At 60.7% G+C, this 22,464-nt stretch carries 16 protein-coding genes and 1 tRNA gene; 10 read left to right on the forward strand and 7 right to left on the reverse strand.

The window, feature by feature from the left end:
* Nucleotides 1-189: 189 nt before the first annotated feature.
* The 3 genes from BLU15_RS31695 (at nt 190) to BLU15_RS31705 (ending at nt 1,454) form a co-directional block, all read left to right on the forward strand.
* Nucleotides 190-266 (forward strand) — tRNA-Met (locus tag BLU15_RS31695).
* Nucleotides 267-647: 381 nt separating this feature from the next.
* Complete coding sequence (locus BLU15_RS31700) at nt 648-947, forward strand: type II toxin-antitoxin system TacA family antitoxin (RefSeq protein ID WP_060643795.1); 300 nt, start codon at nt 648-650, stop codon at nt 945-947.
* 3 nt (nt 948-950) lie between these two features.
* Nucleotides 951-1,454 (forward strand): GNAT family N-acetyltransferase, encoded by a 504-nt coding sequence (locus BLU15_RS31705; protein WP_034798314.1) that lies wholly within the window; start codon nt 951-953, stop codon nt 1,452-1,454.
* 60 nt (nt 1,455-1,514) lie between these two features.
* On the opposite strand, the gene BLU15_RS40335 is transcribed toward BLU15_RS31705, so the two are convergent.
* Nucleotides 1,515-1,850: an ATP-binding protein gene (locus BLU15_RS40335; protein ID WP_371590215.1), complete on the reverse strand. Its 336-nt coding sequence runs from the start codon at nt 1,848-1,850 to the stop codon at nt 1,515-1,517.
* On the opposite strand from BLU15_RS40335, the gene BLU15_RS39895 reads away from it, so the two are divergent.
* Complete coding sequence (locus BLU15_RS39895; protein ID WP_210187483.1) at nt 1,851-2,138, forward strand: hypothetical protein; 288 nt, start codon at nt 1,851-1,853, stop codon at nt 2,136-2,138.
* A gap of 712 nt (nt 2,139-2,850) precedes the next feature.
* Here BLU15_RS39895 and BLU15_RS31720 read toward each other — a convergent pair.
* From BLU15_RS31720 to BLU15_RS31730, 3 genes are all read right to left on the reverse strand, one after another.
* Nucleotides 2,851-4,896: a PAS domain S-box protein gene (locus BLU15_RS31720; protein WP_176960413.1), complete on the reverse strand. Its 2,046-nt coding sequence runs from the start codon at nt 4,894-4,896 to the stop codon at nt 2,851-2,853.
* A 164-nt stretch (nt 4,897-5,060) separates the two neighbouring features.
* Nucleotides 5,061-8,768: a response regulator gene (locus BLU15_RS31725; RefSeq protein ID WP_176960414.1), complete on the reverse strand. Its 3,708-nt coding sequence runs from the start codon at nt 8,766-8,768 to the stop codon at nt 5,061-5,063.
* Nucleotides 8,769-8,937: 169 nt separating this feature from the next.
* A complete protein-coding gene (locus BLU15_RS31730; protein ID WP_244546877.1) occupies nt 8,938-10,119 on the reverse strand; it encodes an MFS transporter in 1,182 nt (393 codons plus the stop codon).
* Nucleotides 10,120-10,298: 179 nt separating this feature from the next.
* Between BLU15_RS31730 and BLU15_RS31735 the strand changes: the two genes are divergently transcribed.
* The 3 genes from BLU15_RS31735 to BLU15_RS31745 all read left to right on the forward strand — a co-directional run bounded on the left by BLU15_RS31735 (nt 10,299) and on the right by BLU15_RS31745 (nt 12,736).
* Nucleotides 10,299-10,748 (forward strand): winged helix-turn-helix transcriptional regulator, encoded by a 450-nt coding sequence (locus BLU15_RS31735; protein ID WP_090300858.1) that lies wholly within the window; start codon nt 10,299-10,301, stop codon nt 10,746-10,748.
* Nucleotides 10,749-10,809: 61 nt separating this feature from the next.
* The gene (locus BLU15_RS31740; protein ID WP_256386714.1) at nt 10,810-11,037 is read left to right on the forward strand and encodes a diguanylate cyclase; all 228 of its coding nucleotides are present in this window, start codon (nt 10,810-10,812) and stop codon (nt 11,035-11,037) included.
* Nucleotides 11,038-11,551: 514 nt separating this feature from the next.
* The gene (locus BLU15_RS31745; RefSeq protein ID WP_090300931.1) at nt 11,552-12,736 is read left to right on the forward strand and encodes a TCR/Tet family MFS transporter; all 1,185 of its coding nucleotides are present in this window, start codon (nt 11,552-11,554) and stop codon (nt 12,734-12,736) included.
* Between the two features lie 9 nt (nt 12,737-12,745).
* On the opposite strand, the gene BLU15_RS31750 is transcribed toward BLU15_RS31745, so the two are convergent.
* The gene (locus BLU15_RS31750; protein ID WP_060520981.1) at nt 12,746-13,591 is read right to left on the reverse strand and encodes a sulfotransferase family protein; all 846 of its coding nucleotides are present in this window, start codon (nt 13,589-13,591) and stop codon (nt 12,746-12,748) included.
* Between the two features lie 31 nt (nt 13,592-13,622).
* Nucleotides 13,623-14,828: a glycosyltransferase family 4 protein gene (locus BLU15_RS31755; protein WP_143034303.1), complete on the reverse strand. Its 1,206-nt coding sequence runs from the start codon at nt 14,826-14,828 to the stop codon at nt 13,623-13,625.
* 272 nt (nt 14,829-15,100) lie between these two features.
* Here BLU15_RS31755 and BLU15_RS31760 point away from each other — a divergent pair, with 272 nt between their 5' ends.
* Together BLU15_RS31760 and BLU15_RS31765 are read left to right on the forward strand one after the other, a co-directional pair.
* The gene (locus BLU15_RS31760) at nt 15,101-16,561 is read left to right on the forward strand and encodes a pectate lyase family protein (RefSeq protein WP_090300862.1); all 1,461 of its coding nucleotides are present in this window, start codon (nt 15,101-15,103) and stop codon (nt 16,559-16,561) included.
* A 326-nt stretch (nt 16,562-16,887) separates the two neighbouring features.
* Nucleotides 16,888-19,020 (forward strand): GumC family protein, encoded by a 2,133-nt coding sequence (locus BLU15_RS31765; protein ID WP_176960415.1) that lies wholly within the window; start codon nt 16,888-16,890, stop codon nt 19,018-19,020.
* A gap of 374 nt (nt 19,021-19,394) precedes the next feature.
* On the opposite strand, the gene BLU15_RS31770 is transcribed toward BLU15_RS31765, so the two are convergent.
* On the reverse strand, nt 19,395-20,744 hold the full coding sequence (locus BLU15_RS31770) for a lipopolysaccharide biosynthesis protein (RefSeq protein WP_244546873.1): 1,350 nt from the start codon (nt 20,742-20,744) through the stop codon (nt 19,395-19,397).
* Nucleotides 20,745-21,045: 301 nt separating this feature from the next.
* Here BLU15_RS31770 and BLU15_RS31775 point away from each other — a divergent pair, with 301 nt between their 5' ends.
* Nucleotides 21,046-22,365: a polysaccharide biosynthesis/export family protein gene (locus tag BLU15_RS31775; protein WP_090300868.1), complete on the forward strand. Its 1,320-nt coding sequence runs from the start codon at nt 21,046-21,048 to the stop codon at nt 22,363-22,365.
* The last annotated feature ends 99 nt before the right edge of the window (nt 22,366-22,464 follow it).

The raw sequence follows: 22,464 nt of genomic DNA on the forward strand, positions 1-22,464 counted from the left end.
ATACCGGAAATCTTCTCGACACAAAACTCGGCCAAGCCGAAACGCAAGGGCCGCCACCAAGCGGCCTTTTTGCGTAGGTAAAATCGAAACACACAACGGGATTTTGCTTCGCAAAACCCGGACCGGAAAAAGCATAAACCGCAAGCGGTTTACGCTACCGCGCCAAATCCCACAGGGATTTGCGCTGGACGCGGGGTGGAGCAGCCCGGTAGCTCGTCAGGCTCATAACCTGAAGGCCGCAGGTTCAAATCCTGCCCCCGCAACCAAATCAAAAAAAGCCCGCATGGAGAAATCCAGCGGGCTTTTTGGCGTTTAAACGGCGCGCACAGGGGCGACCTGCTGTCCTGCTGTGACCCCAGCCACTATCCGTTTGCGGCTGCAATGGGCGGGACGGGCAGCGTATCGTTTTGCATGGGCTTGCCCGCCTTTCTCTTCGCTCCAGGCCAGCATGGCGTTCGAGGTGAACTCCGTGCCATGATCACTGATCACAGCCGCGCGCGAGGGCATAGCGAAATATCCTACGCGCGCCCTAACCGATGGTCGGTCGTGTCGACGCCGTTGTTTCGTGATCGCTCAACATGGGGATGACACTATTGTATTGCTAATTGCAATACAATCCCCTATCTTCCCTTCAAAGGAGACGACTCATGGCCACCACAGCGGAACGCAAGGAACACCCCATCTCGATGCGACTGCCGGAAGCGGATGTCGCGATGATCGATCGTGCGGCGACGCTGCGCGGCCGCTCGCGCACCGACTTCGTGCGCGATGCCGCCGTGCGCGCGGCCGAGGAGGTGGTGATGGAGCAAAGCCTGATCCGTATGAGCCCGGAAGGCTTCGATGCGTTCATGGAGGTTCTCGCCGCCCCGGCAGCGCCTGCTCCCGAAATGGTCGAGTTGGCGAAACGGCCGGCACCATGGGAAGCCGGCTATGAGCCGAAGCGGTAAGTCGTGGCGTTATCCACTCCCGAACCGCTTACCGCCGCGCATGATGTGTCTGAATTCTCTTGCGGCAAGCCGACGCTCGATCACTGGCTGAAGACGCGCGCGCTTTCCAATCAGCAGAAGGGCTTCACCGCCATTTTGGTCGTCCATGAGGCGGGGCGCGTCGTCGGCTATTATGGTCTGGCGCCGACGGCCGTGGTGCCGTCGGTCATGCCGCGCTCGATTCGCACAGGCCAGCCACCCAATCCGGTTCCGTGCCTTCTTCTTGGCCAGCTTGCCACCGATACCGGATGGGCGGGGCAGGGGATTGGGACGGGTCTCGTCAAACACGCGCTGCAGCGTTGCGTCCAGGCGGCCGGTCTGGTGGGCGGGCGAGCGCTGATGGTCAATGCCGTGGATGATGAAGCTGCCGGTTTCTGGCAACGGCGTGGCTTCTTGCCGTCGAAGGACGATCCACTTGTCCTCTTCCGCTCGATTGCCGATGTCGCGGCGTCGCTGGCCGAGGCGTGAGCCAAGCAGAATAGAATATCGATGAATCGAGAAGAGGAATATCTCACCGCGAAGGATCAATCAGATGACTTCCGCAGCAAACACACGCACCGCTTCATACCGCGGGTCGAGCTTGGGATCACCCAGCCGGTGAAAACGTCTTCTTATGAAAGGTAAGGATAAGCCGGTTGGTTTCCACGCGGAACTGAGCTTTTCTCCTCTTTTCTGTGCGGCGGCGGCCGACCTAGCCTTGAAGCGGAAGCTGCCGTTTTGCGGCTTCCATGATATGGCGACGGTGGTCAGGCGGTCGAGGAAAGCGGTTATCTTGGCGTCACCGAAGACCGTGGCCCATTCGCTGAAGCTGAGGTTGGTGGACTCCGTTGCCCTCGTCGCTCTCCGCGTTGAGGGAAGGTTCACATGGCTCAATCCTCAATGGAAATTAGGCACCTAACCGGCTCCGTTCCGCGTGAAAACCAACAGGTATGGCCGTTGCCACCTATTCCCTTCTTGGGCACGGTTGCCGAATTGAATGGGCGCTTATCTGCCCTTCAAAGCGATTGCACGTCAGCAGAAGTCCACCGGCGCATGAGCGAAATCTACGGCGAGCGCGAAGGCACCTGTCGAATGACCAATTTAGTCATCCAAGCGGCGGGTGCCGTGGAGCGGGTTGAAAAGGGCAAACGTATCCTCCGTCTGGCTCCCTGACAGTGTGGACAACGACGAACTTACGGTGTGGCTAATCGAGGCAGCCAGGGGGAACGCAGGCCGGCCGTTGACAATTGCCAGTCTGCAATCGCCACCCGTGCATTTCCCGTTCAAGCTGATGCGCCGTTGGCCTACCTTGGGTCGAACAACGACCACTTGGCTGTGAGAAGTGAGGGACCCAAAAATCAGTTCATGGCCATGCGTGAATCAGTTCATGGCCATGCGTGATTGGATTTGACGATCAGGCTCATCATAAATGCCTACACAGCTGCTCGGAATAAGCCTGAAAGAAAACTGCATCCTTCGGGAGCCGCTTCCTGCGCATGTGGTGCCACGTCGACACGCAAATGTCCGCCACCACTCGATCGCCAGTAACGATGGTTGTGCCCTCCCGCCACCATCTTCGCTGGCGTCGATTGCAAGTTATGATCGACGTCGGCTTCACTTGCTCGGGAGCAAGTGAAGATTAGATCCTGACCCCGCAACCAAATCACATAGCCAAAAGCCCAGGTAGAGAAATCCGGCGGGCTTTTGACGTTTAAACGGCACGCGACTCGAAGGCGCCGAGATCAAGTGACGTCCAGAGAACCGAGCACGCCCGACAAGATCGCATTCAGCACGAACGGACGTTCCAGTGGGACATAATGGCCGCAAGCCGGGAGGATGTGTAGTCGGCCTGCGGTGGCAATCGGCAAGGCAGGTGGCGGGCGCCTCACTCCGGCGGCTGCAGGCGATCCTTGGGGACGATCAGGCGTATGATCAGGCCTTCCGAGTGCCACTGGCGGAGAATTTCGCCGCCGAACTGCCTTTCGATTGTCAGCTTGGCGAGCTTGGTGCCGAAGCCCTCGGTCTCGGTTCGGGTTACCTGAGGCCCGCCCTGTTCGGTCCATTTGAGTTCCAAGGTTTCCCCGCGATCGATGCATTCGATGTCGAGGGAACCGGTGGCGGTCGAGAGGGCGCCGTACTTGGCGGCGTTGGTGGCGAACTCGTGCACGACCAGCGAAAAGCCGGTAATCGCGGCGCGCGAGATGCCAAGATCGCAGCCTCGCGTCGTGACCCGGCGAAGGCCCTGTGGCGTTTCGCCGTCATAGGGCGAGAGCAATGTCGAAAGCAGCGCCTGTAGGGGAGCTCGGCCTTCGCCTGCGCCGTCACGATCCGGCGTCGGCAAGGTGAGCACGTGCGCGCGCGCCAGCGACCCCAACCGCGCGACGACGGCAGACGCCAGCTCTTCGGCGGAAGCGGCGGCCTTGGCGCTCAGCGACACAACGCTGCTCGAAACCATGAACAGGTTCTTCACCCGGTGCGCCATCTCCTGGATCAGCAGGTCCTTCTGCTGCTCGGCCTGCCGGCGCTCGCTGATGTCACGGGCGATCTTTGAGGCGCCGATGACCACGCCGGCATTGTCGCGAATTGGCGAGATCCGCAGTGAGATCGGGATGAGCCCGCCATCCTTGCGCTGTCTGAAGGTTTCGAAGTGATCGACGCGCTGGCCGGCACGAACCTTTGCCAGGATCTCCAATTCTTCGCCGAGGCGATCCTCCGGGATCAGCAGCGTGACCGGGTTGCCGACGGCTTCCTCGACCGTATAGCCGTAGAGGCGCTCGGCGCCGACGTTCCAACTGGTGATGATGCCGTTCAGATCCATCGACAGGATCGCATCTTCCGAGGATTCGACGATCGCCGCCAGTTGCTGGGCTGCGCGTTCCGCCTTGCGGCGGGTCGCTAGCTCATTTTCGGCTGCCTTGAGCAGATGGGCGTTGTCGATGGCGATCGCCGCATGCGCCGCGATCGAGGTAACCGTCGCCTCGGTCTCGGCGGTAAAGACGCCCGGCAGGTCATGGCCAAAGAAGAGCCCGCCGTGAACATCACCTGACCGTGAGACCACGGGAACCGCGAGGTAGCTTACCACCGGCAGGTGCCCCTTCGGCATGCCGAAATGCGGTGCGGACTTTCCGTAGTGCGGGTCGGTTCGGATGTCGTCGGAGCGTACGAGGCCGAGACCGTGAAAGGTAGGCTCGAACACGGCTGTGTTGCGGGGCAACTGGAAATTCTCGAACGCCGCGCGTGGCGCGCCCGAGAGGGTGTAAAGCGTGTAGCGCTCGCCGTCCGGGTCGGCGAGATTGTAGAAGAAGGCACCGAACTTTGCGCCTGTCAGCTCCGTGGCGGCATCGGTCACTGTCTGAACGATGTGATCGAGATCGAGGCTGCTGGCGATTGCCTTAGATATCCGGTCGACCGCCTGCAGCCGGCGCTCGGCGGCCTTGCGCTGGGAAATGTCAAGGATGCTGACATAGGTGCGTTCACAGCGGGCGCCTTCGAACGTGACCGTGAAGACTACATCCAGGCGCCGTCCGCGCAGCGTCTGCACGACGGCTTCGCTGCCGAAGCGCCTCTGGCCCTGCCAGAGCGTCATCAGTTCTTCGAGGAAGATCGGCGCTGTTTCCGGCAGAAAGACAGTTGAGAGCGAGCGTAGCAGCTCGTCCTTCTCGGCGGCCTCGAACAACTCGACGGTAAAAGGATTGACGTCGACGATGCGCACCTGCGCGATCGCTTCGTTTAAGCTGTCGGGGTGAGACTCTAGATAGGCGCGCAGATCCTCCACACCTTCGGCGCGAAACCGATCCAGAAGATCGCAGACCGCGGAAAAGTCCTGCTCCCACACCGCCACGCCGGCATTCTCGAATATCTCGCGAAACCTCGCCTCGCTCTCGCGATAGGGCGGCTCGGAAGCGTTCGCCCCACTATTGTTGACCAGCATTTGGACCGCTCCCACGAACCTCAGGTGGAACCGCATCGTTGATGGATACACGTTGCGAAAGGCCGCCGCCGACTAGCGTGCCTTCTGAAAAACTACCGCAAGCGAACCGAAATGCAATGCGCAACGGTGTCTGCTGGAAATAAGGCTTGATCAAGCGCGCTCCCTCATTGCCGGAAACGAAGGATGGACTTGGGCTCAGCCACGAGCAGCGCCGCGGCCTCGAGCAATTGTCGAGGGTTGAACGGCTTTGCCAGCAGAGCGGTGTCGGCAAATCCCAGGGGCAGAGCCTCGCGACCGTAGCCTGATACGAAGACGAAGGGGACCTTCTTGTCGGCCAATGCAGCGGCGATCGCGTCAACCGGCTGGCCGCGCAAATTGGCGTCGAGCAGCGCGGCATCTAGCGCCATCTCGTTGATTAGGCGTAGCGCATCGCCGGGTGTCGCCGCCGGTCCGGCGACCTCAGCATCCTCTTCCTCGAGAATCGCGGCAATTTCGAAGGCGATCAGCGCTTCATCCTCCACCACCAATATGCGCTTTCCCTTGAGCCTCGTCGACGCGGCCGGGGCATCGGGCGCCGGTCCTCCCGACACAGGCTCCTCCACGTCGGGCTCGGTGATCGGCGGAACATCGGCTTCGAGCGGAAGCCGGACTTCCCAGCGCATACCGTCGGTGTCGGTCGTCAGGTGGGCGCTTCCGCCGCCTCCCGCCGCGACCTTCTCGATCAGGCTGGTGCCGAAGCCTGGACCGAGCGGCGTCTTCATTGGTGGTCCGCCCTGTTCTGTCCAGTTGAGACAAAGTGCATTGCCGCTCACGGACCAATCAATCGACACCGTCCCATTGCTTAAGGAAAGCGCACCGTGTTTTGCTGCGTTGGTCCCGAGTTCGTGTAGGACCATCGCCATATGCGTTGCCGTCTGCGCATCGAATCGCACGGGCGGTCCGGAGGTCGTGACGCGGCGCTCGTCGGCAGTTCCCCACAAGAGCTGATCGCGAATGATGTCGCCGAGGTCAGCCCCTTCCCAAGCCGTTCGGGTCAGAAGCGAGTGCATGCGCGACATTGACTGCAGGCGTCCGCTGAAGCTGGCGGCAAAGTCGGCGGGGTTCTTGGCCGAGCGCAACGTATGCTGGGCGAGCGCCTGGACCGACGCGAGCATGTTCTTGACTCGATGGCTGAGCTCGCTGAGCAGGCGTTGCCGGGTTTCTTCAGCCCGCTTGCGGTCGGTGATGTCACCCGCCGCACCGAACCACTCGGCGATGTCCCCGTTGCTGTCGAGCATCGGTATGGCGCGCGAATGGGTCCATCCAAGGCTGCCGTCGCGGCGAATGACCCGGTGCTCCATTTCAAAAGCGGCCTTGTTGTCGATGGCATCGCCGATGCGCGCCAGCATCAGCGTCTGGTCTTCAGGCGGAATGTAAGTTTCGAGCCAACTGTCGCTTGGCTCGTCCGTGTCGGCAACGAAGTCCTTGCCTTGCAGAAACCGCATCTCGTGCCAGTCGGGACCCATGCGGTAGACGATATCCGAACTCGCGGTGACCAGAGCACGGAAACGCTCTTCGCTCGCGCGCAGGGTCTCCGCGGCTTCCATGCGATACTGCGACATCTTCAGGTGCGCCTCGATCCGGGCCAAAAGCTCGCGTGCGCTGAACGGCTTGATCAAGTAGTCGTCGGCGCCCGCCTGCATGCCCTCGATACGGCTCTCCTCACCGGCGCGCGCCGACAGAACGATGACCGGCACGGTGTTGGTACGCGCGTCGGTGCGCAGGCGACTGAGCAGCTCGATCCCATCGAAGCCTGGCATCATGATGTCGGTGAGGATCAGGTCCGGCTTTTTCGACGCGACGGCGGCGAGCGCGTCTTCGCCGTTGCCGACGATCTTGAGATCGTACTGCGCGCCGAGAAGACGGCGTAGGTAGTCGCGCATGTCGGCGTTGTCATCGACGACCAACAGGGTTCGGCGGCCGCCGTTTCGTTTTTCCGGCGGATGCGGCGCCGGGTCGACCTCAGGCAGACCCGCATCCGAGGACGGATGATCTGGCAGCCATCGCAGCGCCTCCTCCACGAACGGCGCGGCGCCGACGGTCGTCGACGAGCGATCCTCGCCATTGCCGTTGCGGTGCTGCGCAGGAGCGCGACTGCCTTTGGGGATTGTCACGCTAATGGTCGTGCCTTCGTCGAGGTGACTTTCGGCCCAGACCGTTCCATCATGAAGTTTCACCAATTCCTGGACGAAGGCGAGCCCGATGCCTGAGCCCTCCTGGCTGCGACCCCTTGCGCCTTCGACGCGATGGAAGCGCTCGAAAAGGCGGGGCATCTCGTTGGCAGGAATGCCGATGCCGGTATCGCGGACCGTCAGGACGAAATTGTCGCCATCGTCCGCGAGTTTGACGGCGACATCGCCCTCAAGCGTGAATTTGAGGGCATTGGAGAGGAGGTTGAGAACGATTTTCTCCCACATCTCGCGATCGACATAGGCCGGTTCTGGCAGCGGCGGCGTATCGACGGTCAGGTTCAGCCCGGCCATTTCCATCGCCGATCGAAAGGCGCTGGCAAGCTCTGCCGTCGTCGTCGCAAGGTTCGTCGGCTCGAAGCGTGCCTGCAGGCGCCCGGCTTCGATGCGCGAGAATTCAAGCAACATGTTGACCAGCTTGAGCAGGCGCAGCGAGTTGCGATGGGCAATGAGCAGACGGTCGTGGTCGTCCGGACGCTCTCCGCTACGGGCCAGCAGGTCCTCGATGTTACCGAGCATCAGCGTGATCGGCGTACGGAACTCATGGCTGACATTGGAAAAGAAGACGGTTTTCGCCCGGTCTATCTCCGCGAGTGCCTCGGAACGTTTACGCTCGTCCTCATAGGACTGGGCATTGGCGATGGCGCTGGCGATCTGCGCTCGCATGAGATGCAAGAAATCGTGGTAGTGCTCGTCGAGCTTCAGGCGAGGATTGATGCCGACCACGAGAAAACCGGCGGCATCGCGGGCATTGGCCGCGGGCAACGGAAGCACGGCCGCCGTATGCGGCAGGTTGGGATGGTTTTTGCTCGCGGAGGGCGGGAAACGGCGTCCGAGATCATCGACAAGGATGGGTTTCAGGTCGGCACCGAAATGCCAACCTGCAGAACTGTCCTTTAGCGCCAACTCTACCTCTGCAGGGCACAGCGCGTGATTCGGCTTAAGGCCTGCCAATCCGGAAAGCCGGGCTCGTTTGCGGTCGGGCTCCACGAGGTAGAGAAGGGCGAAGGGCACGTCTCGTTCGTGCTTCTTGAATGTTTCCGTTGCGATCGCGCAGGCCTCGTCTGGCGATCGTGCATCGCCCGAGCGAGACGCAAGATCCCGAAGGACGACGATACGGCGCTTGCCGATCACCTTCTCGGTAATTTCGGTCACAGTGGCGAGCACGCCGCCGATCCCGTTTTCTGCGGTTCCGTCCGGCACGGGGCTGTAGGCGATGGTAAAATGGGTTTCTTCCAGGAAGCCGTGCCTGTTGATCTCCAGCTCAATGTCATCGTTCCAGGTGGCTGGACCGCCATTGAAGGGCGTGTCGATCAGCGGCTTCAGAACGTGCCAGATCTCGCTCCAGCATTCGCTAACCGGTTTGCCGAGTGCCCAGGGGTGCTTTGCGCCAAGCACGGGGCGATAGGCATCATTGTAGATCGAGACATATTGCGGTCCCCACCACAGCAGAAGCGGAAATCGGTTGCACAGGAGGAAGCGGATCATGACCTTCAGCGTCGGCGACCAATTCTTCGGCGGCCCGAGCGGGGCCTGTGACCAGTCAAAGTCGTTGATCAGCGACTGCATCTCACCATGAGAAGCCAGCCAGGCTTTATCCTTGGCTGCTACATCGCTGTCGGACGTGTTCTCGGCGTCTGACATGGCCTTGATCCCGATAGATGTCGCTGAAGCAACGTAAACGCTCGGTTTCGGGAAGGGTTCCGTACAGGCGAGCCGTATGATGTAGGGACGTTGGGTGGGAGGCCGATGGACGAAAAGCATGACCGCCGCCCGCGGAGGCCGGCCATGCGCAGTGCGCGTAGTTTCGAAGCTAGCCGTTCAGCGTTCTAGCGACTTGCGGATCTGCAGGCTTCGTCGCCAGCCAGAAGAGCAGGGTCATGAGGCTGAGTGCCGCGCCCATGAGGCAGACGCCATGCCATCCGCCATAGGCGTAGGCGATGGTTGAAAGGGACGATCCGAGCCCGCTGCCGAGCGAATAGAACAGCATGTAGGCGGCTGTCAGCCGGTTCTGGGCTTCCGGTCTAACGCGATAGATCAGAGCCTGGTTCGTCACATGCACGGCCTGAAGCCCGAAGTCGAGGATGAGAACCCCGACAATGAGCCACAGAAGCGAATGGTCCAGCATAGAAATTGGTACCCACGCGGCGAGCAAAAGCGCCAGAGATATCACCGTCGTTCTCTGGCCAAATCCGAGATCGGCCCAGTGTCCGGCTCGGGAGGCGGCGAGCGCTCCGGCAATCCCTGCCAGCCCAAAGAGACCGACCTGTGTATGCGACAGGGAAAAGGGGGGCACGCTCAGTGGCAGGACAAGCGGGGTAAGCAGCGTCGTCACATTGGCAAAGATCAGCATGGCGATGATGCCGCGGACACGCAGAACCGGCTCCTGGGCAATTAGCGTGAAGGTGGAGGCGACGAGGCGGAGATAGCTGAGCTTGCTCGTCTCCCGCCGCTCGTCCGGCAGCAGCTTGTAAAGCAACAGAGCGATCAAAAGGGTGAGCGCAGCGGATACAAAATAAACCGCCCGCCAGCCGGCCAGATCGGTCAGAAAACCGGCGACGGCGCGAGCCGAAAGAATGCCGATGACGATGCCGCTGGTGACAAATCCGACCACCCGACCCCGTTCCGCCTGACGAGAGAGGCTGGCCGCATAGGCCACCAGCGCCTGCGTGAGGACAGCAAGCATGCCAACTGCGGCGATGGAAACCATGAGCATTTCGACAGTGGCTGAGAGGGCGACGAAGCCAAGGGCTGCGACCGACAGTAGCGACTGAAAGATGATGATCTTGCGGCGATCGAAAAGGTCTCCGAGGGGAACAAGCAGGATCAGGCCAAGCGCGTAGCCGAGCTGGGTCGCCCCGACGATCAGGCCGGCGCGGGTCTCCGACAGATCGAGATCGGCGGCTATCACGTCGAGCAAGGGGTGGGCGAAATAGGCGTTGGCGACGGCGAGGCCGGCGGCGAAGGCAAAGAGCGTCATCATCGGGCGCGTCAACCGCGATGCCGGGCGGGCGCTGCCGGCCGGGCACGAGACTTCGTTTGCAGCGCCGGCCGGCGCCGCGGCAATTTTACCATCCAATGGACGTGTTCCTTTTTTTGGTTTAATAATGAAACCAAGGAATGGATATCATTTTGGTTTTATAATGCAACCAAAATTCCAAGTGGAGATTATGCATGGTGGCCCGCACACGGCTGAAGGAAGACTATTGCCCCAGCGCGCGATCCCTGGATGCGATTGGCGACTGGTGGTCGCTGCTGATCGTGCGCGATGCGTTCGATGACGTCCGCCGCTTCAGCGACTTTCAAAAGAGCCTCGGCATTGCCAAGAACATCCTCACGGACCGCCTTAGAACGCTTGTCGAGCGCGGCATTCTCGAAACGGTTCCGGCGGGCGAGGCGAAAGCGAGGGTCGAATACCAGTTGACGGCGATGGGCCGCGACCTCTTTCCGGTCATGGTCGCCTTGCGACAGTTCGGAGAAAGGCACTTGTTCCAGCCCGGCGAGGAGCATTCTTTGCTCGTTGAGAAGGAAACGGGCCTGCCGGTTAAGCTCGACATCCGCACGCAAGATGGCAGGTCGATTGATGCGGCAGGGACAGTGCTGATCAAGGTTCCAGAGGCGTGATGTCGCTTCAGGCCGAGCCGCGCGCCCCCTGCTGGCGCCCGGACGGGAGCCGCGGCAGGCGATAGCAGAGCGGACCAGAACGGCGATCGAGGAGCTGCGCATTCCGCATCGCGGTCTTGCCGACGGATGCGTCACAGCCAGCCTCGGGACGGCGTCGGCAGCCATCGCGGAGACGACACTCGAGCTTCTGCTGCAGAAAGCAGATGCGGCGCCGTATGAGGCCAAGCGCATGGGTAGGAATGCGGTCGAGCTGGCCACGGAAGCGGAGCCCGACGCGCAGGTTGCCTAAGCGGCAGCCGAGCCGGAAAAAGTGAAGCCTCCCGGCCTCCAAATCATCGACAGGACTGGGGGCCCTTCCATCAACAAGGGACGGCGATGACGCGATCGGTCGAGGGGTGGAGAGGATCGCAAGTGCATCCCGTAGATACGTTCGAGCGTCGACTTCTCCATGGTTTGGTTCGATAGCGGGCCGCAGAGCCAAGCGCAATTTTGGGGTTTAATCTCATGTTATACGCGTGCACGGTAGCAGGGATTGCGGTGCGTGGTCATCTGACGTAAACATTGCCTGTCGCGAAAAGCGACCGCTTCCCTTGATCCGCTCAGTGGCGGAGTAAACAGGTGGACGAATTGGCGTCCAGGCGGTCGAGTACATGCCATCCCCGCCAATTTCGGCGCGGATCGGCCAGCGTCTCCCAGAAGCCAGATATCTGACATTTTCGTCAGCCCCTGCTCGCGAGCCATTGGCGCCTGGCGGTGCCGCACGCTCGCGTCTACCGGAGCGTGCAATGACCGCACCACTCACCATGAAGAACCCACTTATCGTCATTTTTGCTGCCATTATCCTCGATGCCGTCGGCATCGGGCTGATCTTTCCCATTCTGCCGTCGCTGCTGAAGGAGGTCACGCAGACGGACGACGTCGCGCCGCTCATCGGCACAATGACGGCCCTCTATGCAGTGATGCAGTTCGTGTTTGCACCGGTGCTCGGTGCGCTTAGCGACCGTATTGGCCGGCGGCCCATCTTGCTGCTTTCTCTCGCAGGAGCCGCCATCAACTACCTGTTTCTGGCTTTCGCTTCCAACCTCTGGATGCTTTTCGCAGGTCGCGCGATCGCCGGCCTCACAAGCGCCAACCTGGCGGTGGCGACTGCCTATATCACCGACATCTCGCCGGAGGACAAACGCGCGCGGCGTTTCGGCCTGTTCAACGCCATGTTCGGCATCGGCTTTATCTTCGGCCCGGTCCTGGGCGGCATCCTCGGCGACCATGGCGTTCGGCTGCCCTTCATTGCAGCCGCCATCCTCAACGCCTGCAATCTGCTGCTGGCGCTCTTCGTCCTGCCGGAATCACGCATCCCTGGCCGGCAGAAGATCGACCTGGCCGCGCTCAATCCGCTCCGTCCGCTCCGCTGGGCTTTCTCCGCCAAGGGCTTGATGCCGATCGTCGTTCTGTTCATCACCTTCAGTGCGACCGGCGAGGCCTACAGCACCTGCTGGGCGCTGTGGGGCAGCGATGCCTTTCACTGGAACGGGCTGTGGATCGGTCTTTCGCTCGGCGCCTTTGGGGTCTGCCAGGCCCTTGCCCAGGCTTTCCTCCCGGGGCCGGCGGTGAGAAGGCTCGGCGAACGGGCGACGATCCTCACAGGTGTTGCCGGCGCGTGCGTCGGCTTGGTCGTCATGGCATTTGCGACGGAAGGCTGGATGATCTTCGCCATCATGCCGGTATTCGTTCTTGGCGGCATCGGCGCGCCGGCCTTGCAGTCGCTTGCAACCAGACAGGTCGATGAGACCCAGCAGGGCCAGTTTCAGGGCGTGCTGGCGTCGGCGGTAAGCCTGGCATCGATTGCCAGTCCGCTCGCATTCTCGAGCTTCTATTTTGTCTTCAGGCAGGAATGGCCAGGCGCCATCTGGCTGTCGGTCGTCGCCGTCTATCTGGTGGCCGTACCGCTCGTTCTCAGTCTGCGATTTGGGCGGCGCGCCGAGGGCTAGACGCCTGCATCAAGCCGCTGGTCGCGCGCTACCGGCGGCCGCCTGCAGCCAGCCTGAAAGGTCCTGCTTCAGAAGCGCGCCGAGCCTTTCGGTTTCCGGCGCGTAGAATTCGACCAGCCGGTTGCGCAGGTCCGTCGGCAGCGGCACATAGTCGAGTTCGCGGGCGACCATCGAGCGCAGGCCCTTCACGATGGGGTTGCTGCGGAACGGTGCCGCGATCGGCTTCAGCGGCTGAAGAAGTCGGCGCAGCTTCGGCGGCACGACAGGCACCGTCTTGTCCTTGACTTTATTGACGACCGGATAAAGCGGCGACGACAGCTGCAGAAAGTCTCTGACCGCGTCGAGATGCGCCTGCGGGTTCTGGCGCATATGCTCATAGAGGAGAACCTGCAGGTTTTCGGCTGGGAACAGATCGAGATAGGCTTCCAGCTGGCGGCAATAGAGACCACCGACCAGGAAACGTCCTCCCTTTGCCTGGCGTGGATCGAGATACCGGGTGATGTCGGTGCCGACTTCCCCGCGGCGATAAAGCATGCAGTAGTCGGAATAGGCGCGGTCGACGGGATTGCGCAGCTGCGCGATCAGCCGTGCGCGCGGCAGCGCCTTTTTGATGCGGGCAGCTGCTTCCGGCTCGTCGAGGTAGGAATTGGATTTTTCGCCGACGATGGTCTGTTCAGGTTTGGGCTCGAATTGCCCCAGATACCAACCGTCGCCCTTTTCGAAGTTGCGGCTGAAGAAGTGAAGCTCGGGATCCGGCATATAGACGGAAGGGTTCTGCTGCAGCGACTGCTGTAGCCAGGTGGTCGCGCTCTTGGCGGCGCCGATGATCAGGAAATCGATATCCGAGAGCTGCATGTCGTTCTCTTTCTTTCCGCTGTCGGTGGGCTCAGTGCGCGGCGTGTGCCGAGATGTCGGACGGCCGTCTCCCGAGAATTCGCTGATAAATTCTGACGATGCCGTCGACATGGGGCTTGATGCCATAGGCGGCAAGCGTCGAGGTGCGCGCCGTTTCGCTGATGCGCTGCCACTCGTTACGGTCTTTCAGCAGGCGCTCCATCGGGGCGACGAAAGCCTCCGGGTTTTCCGGCTCGACGAGAAAACCTGTCACGTCGTTCTCGATTGCCTCCGGATTTCCGCCGTGATTGGTGGCAACGACCGGGGTGCCGTACATCATGGCTTCGATGAGCGTTCTGCCGAACGGCTCGCTCATGGCCGGCACGAGGAGAATGTCGACGGCGCACATATAGGGCGCGACCGGATGGCGAAATCCCATGAGGTGGATCTTGTCGGCGATCCCGAGCGCGCGCGCGCGTTCTGCTGTCTCAAGGTCGAGCCGCGGCCCCGCCTGTTCGGGCGTGCCGAAAAGCAGACCGGCAATCGGGAAATCCGGATTGCTGCGGTGAAAGGCATGAACCGCCTCGACGAAACGGAGAGGGCGCTTGCGCTCGTTGAGAAGCCCGAAGTAGCCCACAAACCGCGTCTCCTCCGGCAGGCCGAGTTCGCGCACCAACGCAAGCCTGCTTTCCTCCCGATCGGGGACCTGATCCGGATGCCGGAAGGGGCTGTGCAGTACCGAGATACGCCCCTCAAGCGGGAGCAACGGCTTTGCCGGCTGCGCAAATCGCGAAACCGTGACCACGTGCTTGGCAAGAAGCGGCGCAAGCATGTTGACCGCCCGGGCGCGGGGGTCGCCACGGTGGTGCCACAGAAGTTTGGCGCCGGCCAAGTAAGTTGGAAGCGCCCAGGTGGTATGGATCGCGCCGTCGTTGGTGTGCACGATGTCGATCTTGTGCCGTCTCAGGAGTTTGATGATCTTCACAATCGAGATCGGATAGCGCAGCGCCGAGAAGGATTGCGTCGCGAAAGGACGATCCCGTTGCGGCGAGAGGATGTCGATGTCCTCGATCGTGACATAGTCGATCTTGTTTTCGTCCAGATATCTGGAAAGCGCCTTGCGCGGATGATGCACGAAGACGATGGGGGTTATCCGGTCCCTGTCAAACGACGATATGAGGTTGAGCGCGGAAATATGGCTCCCCCCGATGTCATCACCCGAAAATGGAAATCCGACGGTAATGGCTTTTTGAGACACGAAACGAGGTCCCGAAAGTAAACTAAATATTCGCGAGACTGTAGCACCGTCTCAATGCTACTTCGAGAGGTCAAAAGCGCGAGTTATATACCTAATTCGGGTGATGCAAATAAATCGAATTGACGAACTATAACAAAAGTGGAAAGCTTCGCCCCGAATTGCGCGAAAAATATTCTTTTGATTGACGATATAGGGCGGAATGAATTGCCCTGCACGAGCGTTTTCAAGCTTCTGGAGCGGGGCCTCGCCAAAAGGCTTTGGGAGTAAACTGTATGCCGATTGAGATTGTCATGCCGCGCACATCGCCACGTGCGCCGCGGTCGGCCGGCCATTTCGGTTCTCGGTCTTTCCAGCAACAGACTCGACGCGCAAAGGCTTTTCAGCATGGTGCGCGCACGCTTGCCCTGCTTTCCGCCTTCTTGGGTGTCGCGGCTTCCGCCAGCGAGCCGCAGATGGTCGCGTTTCCCGGTGCCGAAGGGCACGGCAAGATGGCGCAGGGCGGCCGCGGCGGCCGCATCATCCAGGTGACGAGCCTTGAGGATTCCGGCCCGGGCACGCTGCGCGAATGCATCGAGGCGACTGGGGCACGAAATTGCGTGTTTCGCGTTTCCGGCATCATCCAGCTCAAATCCTCGCTGGTGATCGGCGAGGATAACAACTCGGTCTCGATCCTCGGGCAGACGGCGCCGGGTGGCGGCATTTTGCTGACCATCGACCAGACGAATGACGAACTGAGGCATACCCCGCTTGTTGCCAAGCAGACGCACGACGTGATCGTCCGGCATCTGCGCATTCGGCCGCGGCTGCCGAACTCCGTCAAGAACGTCCATGCGGCGGTGATCGAAAACAGCCAGCGCGTCTATTTCGACCATACGTCGATGTCCTGGGCGACCGACGAGAACGTCAGCACCTATTCCAACACGACCGACATCACCATCGCGAATTCGATCTTTGCCGAGGGGCTGAACAAGCACAGCAAGTGCACCCTTCTCGGCGCCGATCCCAGAGTCCCGCAGAACATTACCTTCTGGCGAAACGCCTGCATTTCCAACAATGACCGGAATCCCGACAACAACCACTACGGAAAATCCTGCATCGAGATTGTCAACAACGTGTTCTTCAATGCACGTTCCGAGTGGGGCGAGGTGTTCTCGCAGTATCCGGGCGGCACGCCGATTTCCTATGTCGGCAACTACTTCAAGGCGGGTCCGAGCACGGTCGAGAAAACCTACGCAATCAAGTGGCAGAATGTCGAAAGCGCCGGCCAGCCGCAGATCTACGAGAGCGGCAACGAGTTGTGGGCGCCGCCATCCAAGTCGCTTCAATTGCTTTCGCCAGGAACAGACCAATTCGTGGTGAACCGCCCGCCTTGCCCCTTGGCGGTTGATGCGCTCCTTGCAGCCGGTGAGGCATATGAAGAGGTTCGCGGCCAGTCCGGTGCGTTTCCCCGCGACGATCTCGATGTCGCCTGGATCAAGGATATGGGTGCACAAGGCGAGAGAGGAGCAGGGCGCATGGTGGTTGCGCCCGGCGAGATCCCCGCGATTAAAGAGGCAGATGCCTATGCCGACGAGGACGGCGATGGCATGGCCGATAGCGTGGAGGTAAAATTTGGCGGCGTCGTCGGTGTGAATGACGCATGGGAGCCTGCCTCGACCGGTGGGGGCACGCGCTTCGATCAGTTCATGGAATGGTTGTCGCAGGAGCGGATTGCCGGTCGCTACCCGAACTAGAGGTGGCCTACGGTTTCTCTTCTGCGGCGGCTCGCAATTGTCGGACGTGCCCGAGAATGTCTGTCAACCATGGAGGTCAAATCGTTCCCTTGGTTCGGTGGCAACCAACTATTGCTCTTCCGGGCGCGGTATAATATAGTTTTCTAAATTTGAATGTTATTTCTATGCCAGTATTTTACCTGCGTGGCGTTGCCTATTGCCGCGCGGATTCTGTGTAAGCGTGCCTATAGTTTTTTTGACGTCAGGTATTTCTATCAAATTTATATGTTAGGGTTCTCATGCTGACCATCGATCGCAAAGTCGAAGCGCCTCCAGGGCGAGGCCAAATGCCTGGGGTTCAGTATCGGGAGGCGCGCGTTGCGCCACGCGGATATGGCATCCGCGATCTGTTCGAGCTTTTCCGCCGGTATCGCGTGATCTTCTTCTCGCTGCTGGGATTTGCGTTGCTTGCGACGCTGCTGACGGCCGCATTGCTGCCGCGCTCCTATACTGCAGCTTCGGCCATCGTCTTCGACCGCAACGACGTCCGCCCCTACGAGGCGCAGGTCGAGTTGCGCAAGCTCGAACGCGACCGGTCGGTGATGGAAACGGAGCTTGACGTGATCCGCTCCCGCGTTTTCGTGGGCGTCGTCGTCGATGCGCTCAACCTGGTCAACGATCCCGATTTCAACACTTACCTGCCTGAAACCCGCAGCGAGCACGAGACGTTCTTGCAGTCGTTCTTCGCCAACATCTCCGAGTTCATTTTCGGCGCGCCGGAAGAGGGCACCCAGAAGGAGCGTCTGATCTCGGAAAACGTGCAGCGCAACCGCGCCATGTCGACGCTGCTGAACTCCTATGTCGTCACCCGTACCGGGGAAAGCCTCGCGCTGACGATCCGCGTGGTGCAATCGAACCCCTTGAAGGCGGCCACGATCGCCGATGCACTCGCCGAGCAATATCTCTCCTGGACGGCGAAAAAGACCGAAGAGGCCACGAACAACACGGTTGCGTATCTGCGCGGCGAGATGGCCAACAGCGCGACCCGAATTGCCGGCATGGAGCGCGATATCGCCGCCTTTGCCCGCGACAGCGACCTGACCTTCGATCCGCAGGATGATGTTCTAAGAGCCCGCATGCTGCAGCTCAACGAGCAATATGTGACCTTGCGCGTCGAGGAAGCCGGCGCGGTTGCGAAATACAACGAGGCCAAGCAGTTGGTGTCTGCCGACGGGAAGGAATTGGCCGGCGGTGCGCTGATTTCGACGCAGCTTGACCAGTTGCGTGGTGAAGAGGCGCGGCTCGAGCGAACGCGTGCGCAGCTCGGCGCCAAGTTCGGCAAGAACCACCCGCTGGTCCTCGATGCCACGAACGAGCTTGAGTCTGTGCGCACCATGATCGGCAACGAGGCGCAGCGCCTCGTGCACGAGCTGGCAAACAACGCCAAGGTGGCAACGGTGCGCGCCGAAAAGTTCCAGGCGGAACTGAGCGCGCTGCAGGACAAGGTCCAGGGGCGCAACCTTGCCGAAATCCGTCGGCGTGAACTTGCCCGCGACCTTCAGTCGGAACAGGCGATCTACGACCAGATCGTGCTCAGGCTGGGTGCGCTCAATCCCGAAAGAGGCGAGTACAAGCCGACAGCACGGATCGCGTCCTATGCGGAAGTGCCGACGAAGCCGACGTTCCCGAACAACACGCTGGTGATCGTCGCGGGTAGCATCGGGGCCGTTCTTCTCGCGGTCGTCGGGGTGATCGTTTCGGACTCGCTTGAGAGCAGGCTGTACCTGCCGCGCGACGCCGAGCAACTGCTCAACCGTCCGAACCTTGCCAGTGTACCCGATATGCGCAAGCGCTTGCGGAATTCGTCGGCCTTTTATCACTACATGCTGAATAATCCGGAGTCGCCGGCGGCCACCGCCATGCGCACGCTATGCATGGCCTGGCTCACGATCGACCATGAGGCGGGCGGCAAGGTGGTGATGTTGTGCTCGCCGGCGCTCGGAGACGGCAAGACCACGGTCGCGCTCGGCATGGCGACAATGGCAAAGGTCGACGGACTGCGCCCGATCGTCATCGACCTTGACATGTCTGCGCAGAGCGCGCCGAACATTGCCGGTGCCAACACCAAGGATACCGCGATCACGGCGCCGCTCGAAGGCAAGGTCGATATCAAGAGCCGGATCGCGACGTCGCCGGCCTATCCCCACCTTGAGTTCATTTCGGTGCGGCCGGGCCTGATGAACCTAGATGTCCTTTGTGCCGAACTGCGCGACAGCTACGATCTCATCATCGTCGACGCGCCGGCCGTCGAAGAAAACGAAGGCGTGATCTGGCTCGCGTCGCACGTCGATTCCGTCATTCTGGTCTGCCGCTCGGGCGGCACGACGGATCGCCAGCTCGCCAATGTTCAGCAACGGTTGTCGCTGAACCACGCGGTTATTCTCGGCAGCGTCATGAACTACTGCGACCGGTCGGAGTAGGCGCCGCCGTCAAGCCGGGCGGGAAGGGGCGTTCGCAACTGCCGAGCGTCGACGACCAAAGTCGCCTCAGCCGGCCAGTTAATCGGCCCATCGTTAAATAGCGAAAGCCTTGATGTTCGACAGTCGCGTCAGTTGCGGGCCGTCCGAACGGCCGGTTGGCCTGGCTTCATATGCTGGAGCAGCCTTCGGTGTGCGGTGATCGTCGCTACCGCCTGCGTCCGAACGATCGGTGCCGCCGCCTTGGCGAAGTTCTTGTTCCCTCGGCTAGGCACAAACGCGTCGAAAGTCAGTGCGATACATGAGTACGCTCGCGTCGATAGCGGCGGGGCCTGGCTGACGCTGAGCCCGGCAAACGGAAAACCGATTGCCGAAGGTCAGCGCTTGCTGTCCAGCTTGCGGCGATAGGCGATCGCCATCTGCACGAACCAGACGCCGGACATCACGATATGCGCAACGTTCGCGCCCACGGCACCGACACGTGGGATGAGGACGACTGCCGTGAAGAGGAAGAGGACGCCACCCAGAAGCGCGCTTTGCAGCAATATCTTTTCGTGCCCCATGGCGAGCAGGGCCGAATAGAGGGTTCTGCCGCAAAGAAACATGATGACGGCGACGAACTGCACCATGACGAGAGAGGCGGCCGCCTCGAAACCCGGCCCGGCCGTCACGCGCAGCACCCATTCAATGGTCAGGTGCGCGCCGATGAGGGCGCAGACGCCGAAGGCGAAGAGCAGCCATCCTGTCTGGCTGACGGTCTTTCTAAATTCGTCGATCCCTTCGGTTGCCCAGACGCGCGAAAGATCCGGATAGAGCACGGCCTGAACCTGCTCGCCCGCCTGCTGCGCAATTTTTGCCACCCGCTTGGCGATATGGTAGAGGCCGGCTGAACCCGGGTCAGCGAGATAACCGACAAGAAGGGTGTCGAATTCGAACGCGCAGGCTTGGATGATGAGCGCCATGTTCGTCCACAGCGAGAAGCTCCAGAAACCGGGGAAGCGGGTCCGGATATCGCCGAGCGGCACCCACATGACGCCGGTCAGCCCCTGCTTGCGCAACTCACGGAAAGCCCAGGCGGTCCTGTTCAGGCTGCTGCAGATCTGCGACGCCATCCACAGAAGCATGAACTCGAACAGCCCCCAGCCGAGATAGACGCCGGCAAGGCACAGGAGCGCCCTGAGGATACTGGCGGCGACCTGGCCATAGGCGACAATCTTGAAGCGGCCATAAAGGCGCATCACCGCCGTCGGCATGCCGGTCACCTGGAATGGCAGGACCGCGCAGTAGATCAGCACGAAGCGGCTCATCTCTTCGGAAATGCCGAAAAGCGGTCCGGCAAACAGCACGATCAGCACCGCCAGACCCCATCCCGCAAGGGCGGTGGCGAGATCGATCAGCAGCCCGAATTTGAACAATGCCTTGAGGTCGTCGGTCTCGCCGACCTGAAGGGCCTTCGCCCCGTATTTGATGAGCGGCTGCCAGGAGCGGAAGCTGACGAAGCGCTCGATGCCGCGAGTGTAGGCGAAGGACAGGGCGAGGAGGCCATAGTCGGCAGGGCCGAGCGCCCGCGCCGTCAGGGCAAAGCCGGCCAGTCCGACGAAGGCGCTGGCGAAGTTGCCGGTCAGCAGGTGGGCTATGTTCTTGAGCCGTCCGTGGAGGTCCGCCTCGGCTTGCCAGGCTAAACGATACTTTCTTGTCTTTTTTAGTAGTGATTCCAATAATATCACAAAATTACATCCTGCTTCGAGGTTGCAATTACGTCTGTTTCATGGAAGAATGCTAATATGTGTTTTAGTGTTCTCGCGCTGCGAGGAAAATTTGTTTCCCTGTTTCTGGGAAAATTTAATTACTTATCCATATGCAATTAAACATTGTGCAGTGGAACCTGTTTTTGAAGCATATCATAGTGACAGAAAGAAATTACAGAGGTCTCGTAAAATAAATTCATCCATTGTTGGAGTTTAATTTCCGCTTCTCTTGGTGCGGTTGAACCATCGTGAAGTTCGGATTTATCCATAAGAGGGAAGCATGAAGTTTCCGGCTCAAACAATCTATCGCATCGTCAGTCATATCGCTTTCGTCGCGACGGCGACGTTGTCGCTGACGGGTCCCCTTCACGCTGCCGGCGCATCGACCGCCAGTACCCCCAGCGCCACCGCATCGGGCGCTGCAATAACGAGCGCCGTGCCCACGACCCAGGCGGCGCCGGCCGCCTACCGGGTTTCGGTCGGGGACGTGCTGTCCTTCGACATATTGGATGATGCCGAGTTGCCGACGTCGCTGACTATCGGCACCGATGGAGCGGCCGCCTTTCCCTTGATCGGCGCGTTCAAGATCGAGGGGCGAACAATTCCCGAGGCGGTTGACGCCCTGCGCAGCGAATATCTGTCCCGCCAGTTGCTGACCGATCCGAAGCTGTCGCTTTCCATCGTAACGGTTCGCCCTGTGCTGATTCTTGGTGAAGTGCGGACGCCGGGCTCCTTTGCCTATTACCCGGGACTGACGGTCGAGCAGGCCGTCGGCCTTGCCGGTGGACCGCAGACGGCGATGAGCAATCCGGCTGACCGCATCCTCGCCCAGGCCAAGCTGCGCGGCACGATCGAGGAAACAGACGTCGAGATCGTGCGGGAGGCGATCTACACCGCCCGGCTTTACGCACAATTGCGCGGTTCCGAGAAGGTCGACCTCAAGGATATTCCGGAAGGCGTCAAAATGTATGTCGATGAAGCTTCCGTAGGTCCCGTGGTCGCGATCGAGGAGAAGATCCTGAAGACGGATCTGCTGTCGACAAAGAACCAGATGGAGATCCTCAACCAGAGCATCGTGCAGACGGAGGCGAGCCTCACGATCCTCGACAAGCTCAAGGAGCAGCAGGAGGAGGTCGTCGCGCTCAACGAACAGGTTGAGGCGAGGACGCTCGCGCTCAGGAAACGGGAGCTGAACACGGAATCCGAGCTTTCGCGGGTGAAGATGGCGACCTCGAGCGAAAAATCGCGATTGCTGGAGCTCATCTCCGAGATCGGGCGCTCCAACCGCGAGCTCGCGAATCTGAAGCTACAGCTCGAAACCTTGAAGGCAAACCGCGAGAAGGAAATCCTGACCTTGCTCCAGGAGCGCGAGGCCACGCTCAAGAAGCTCGAAACGCAGCGTCAGACAACCAAGGAGCAGATGGTCCTGATGGCTGCTGCGGAGGTCGATTCCAGCAAGCAGGAACAGGTATCGTTTCTCTACAAGATCGACCGGGAGACCGGTCGCGGCGAGGCCAAGAGCAGGCAGAGCATCGAGGCCACCAACGTTACCGCGGTGCTGCCTGGCGATGTCATCTTCGTATCGATCGCCGGCTTGTAACTTCTGAATAATAGGGGCTTCGGCCGTGCATAGATGGAGAGTTGCGTGAGGGGCGAGTTCGCATTTAGGCCGATGCCGGCGTTACGCGGCAAAGATGAT

Origin of the sequence: Ensifer sp. YR511, assembly GCF_900103045.1 — a bacterium.
GTDB lineage: Bacteria > Pseudomonadota > Alphaproteobacteria > Rhizobiales > Rhizobiaceae > Ensifer > Ensifer adhaerens.